The organism is Halomonas sp. ND22Bw, from assembly GCF_003011945.1.
Classification (GTDB): domain Bacteria; phylum Pseudomonadota; class Gammaproteobacteria; order Pseudomonadales; family Halomonadaceae; genus Halomonas; species Halomonas halophila.
Genome location: NZ_PXWD01000028.1, coordinates 1 through 2,442, shown reverse-complemented (window position 1 = coordinate 2,442; position 2,442 = coordinate 1). Strand labels below are relative to the sequence as shown.

The window sequence follows — 2,442 nt, the reverse complement described above, 5'->3', positions numbered from 1 at the left end:
CCTTGGCCCTTCCCGCCTTGCTGGTGGCCTTTGAGACCTCATCAGCGAAGCCCCCCGACCGGGAGTCGTCCTGTTTGGCGAGGTAGTCGCCGGCGTCCATGTCGTACTTCACATCGACACCATGGGCCATGAAGGCTCCCCACAGGTGCGACCCCTCGGGGGCATCGACAAGACCGGCCTTGCGGCAGGCGGCCAGCCAAAGCTGGCTCAGGTCGGGTTGTAGGCGCGTCTCCCGGCTGTCCATGATCCAGAGTTCATGGGTGTGGGGGTGCCAGCCGTTATCGCCGTGTGTGACCTCCAGAGAGCGAATCAGGCCCATCGGCTTGAGCTTGCGATAGCCCTTCGAGTACCGGAGGCGGCGGAACGCCTCGGCCTGTCGATCGAGAAGGTCGCGCAGGCGTTGCCACGCCTGATGGGGGAACGTGAACGTGACCAGGGCGAAGGTGTAGCCCTGGGCCTTGGCCCAGTCGATGGCTTGCTGGATCTCGCCGCGGCGACGCTGCTGGATGCGCGAGGCGCAGACAGGGCAGGCCCACACGGACCCACAGGTGACCAGACCGGCATAGTGCGCGGCTTGGTGCTGCGCGGAGTAGTTCACCCCTACGTCACCATGGTTCACGTACCGGCAATCGGCGGTGCGGTACACGTCGCCGGGATACTTCTCGGGGCGCTCGGCCTTGGCCTGAGCGGTGAGCCACTGGCGGGCTTGCGAGTGCGCTTGGTACCGAAGGGCACGATGGGCCTTCACGGCCCGTGATACGGGGCTTTCAGCGGGGTGGTCAGAGGATTTCGCAGTAGTCCCTAGAGGGGCCGCCTCGGCGGCCTCATCCTGCCCGCTGGCAGAAGGGAGGTCAGGTGGTAGAATCATAGGCGTGTCCGCGTGTCCCAACGTGATACACAGACGCCCTCGGAATGGCCGTTCCGGGGGCGTCGCTCGTTATTCTTCCTTGTTCGCCTCGTCTGAGATGTCCTGAAGGAACGAAAGCTGTTCCTCGGTGCTGCGCTTCTGAAGCTCGAGCATCATCAGGTGCATCGCCTTGGCCTTCTGCGTAGGGGTCTTCAGCACCCGTTCCATGGCCTCAGCCGTCACCCTCAATTCCTCCCGGTTGTCGTCCAGGATGGAGCCTGCAACGGCTGCCATGCTGCTATTCATGGCGACCGCTAGGCGCTCGATGACCTCTCGGGTCTCAGGCTCGATTGCAATCTGAATGCGAGATTTCTTGTTCTCGTTCCGCGGGCGTCCCGGTTTCCTAGCCATGGCCGTGGCTCCTTAGTTAGTTTCGTGAATGACGATACTAGAACGCCAATGAAGAAATGGCAAGGGCGGGACGCCTTCGGCGTGCAACCTGGTCGACGGGCATCGGGTAGAACCCCGGTTCGGCAATGAGGCGGCGGAGCTATGGCAGGATTCGCGCGGCGCCCGCGCGGGTGTGCCTCCGCACGGTGTGGTGCCCTGCTGGTTCGGCATGCGTTCGCTTCGCTCACCACCATCCAAATGGCGGTGACGGGCGGCAGGTGACGGAGACCAGGAGGCGTTTCCGAATCGGAAAGGTGACGCTGGGATGGCCTAAGCCAGGATACACAGAGGGACCTCTGTGACTGGGTCAGGGCTGCGCCCCGACACCCTGCTAAGACCCGCCCACGGACGCCGCATCGAGCCGATTTCTAATCGGCGATGAGGGGGTGTCAGCCTCCCCGAGAGCGGCAGCGATTGGGCAAGGGTCTGGGTGCGCTTGAGCGTACACAGACATACCTTGTCCGGAGCGAATTACCCACTTTAATCGCATATATCGAGTTAAAGGGTTCGCGCACCTCTGTGCGCTTTGGCCGTTCACGGCCAAGCGCGCACGCCGGGCGCTTTCGTACGTACGAAAGATTCACCGGCAAACGCCAGCACGCGGCGAATCCTGCCCTAGCCGTGACAGGGGGTGCGAAGGTGGTCAGGCGGTCGGTGCGGCTGGTCGATCCCACGCCCTATGTGGGGCTCCCCCGCTGCGCGGTGAAACCCCACACAGGAGCGGGGATCAGCGCAGGGCGCTCAAGAGCGCTTGAACGGCTGGCCATCCACCGGACTCGGCACAGTCCAGCAGCTCGGCGCGGGCGTCGTTGCCCCGGATCATCTTCCAGTCGTCGGGAGACAGACGGCCAAGCAGGTCGGCGGCTTCCCGGTCCTCGTCGGCCAGCACCTCGTCTGTCACATCTGTGATACCAACACGGGCTTTCAGGCCGTTGGTCCAATAGAGCTGCCGCTTGCCCTTCATGGCCTTCACGTACTCGATATAGCGCTGTGCGTCCCCCTGAGCCTTCCTGACGAGGAAGTGATGGGGATGGACCCCCTTGGCCCTTCCCGCCTTGCTGGTGGCCTTTGAGACCTCATCAGCGAAGCCCCACGACCGGGAGTCGTCCGGTTTGGCGAGGTAGTCGCCGGCGTCCATGTCGTAC

General features: G+C 63.8%; 3 protein-coding genes. All 3 read right to left on the bottom strand.

Features of this window, described 5'->3' with window-relative positions; genetic code table 11:
* Positions 1-748, bottom strand: a 748-nt coding sequence (locus CVH10_RS16785) for a protein rep (protein WP_181244436.1), incomplete at its 3' end; no start/stop codon positions are given.
* Between the two features lie 189 nt (positions 749-937).
* Complete coding sequence (locus tag CVH10_RS16780; protein WP_106489318.1) at positions 938-1,258, bottom strand: hypothetical protein; 321 nt, start codon at positions 1,256-1,258, stop codon at positions 938-940.
* Between the two features lie 766 nt (positions 1,259-2,024).
* Positions 2,025-2,442: hypothetical protein (locus CVH10_RS25665; protein WP_219924724.1), on the bottom strand; the 418-nt coding region annotated here is incomplete at its 5' end.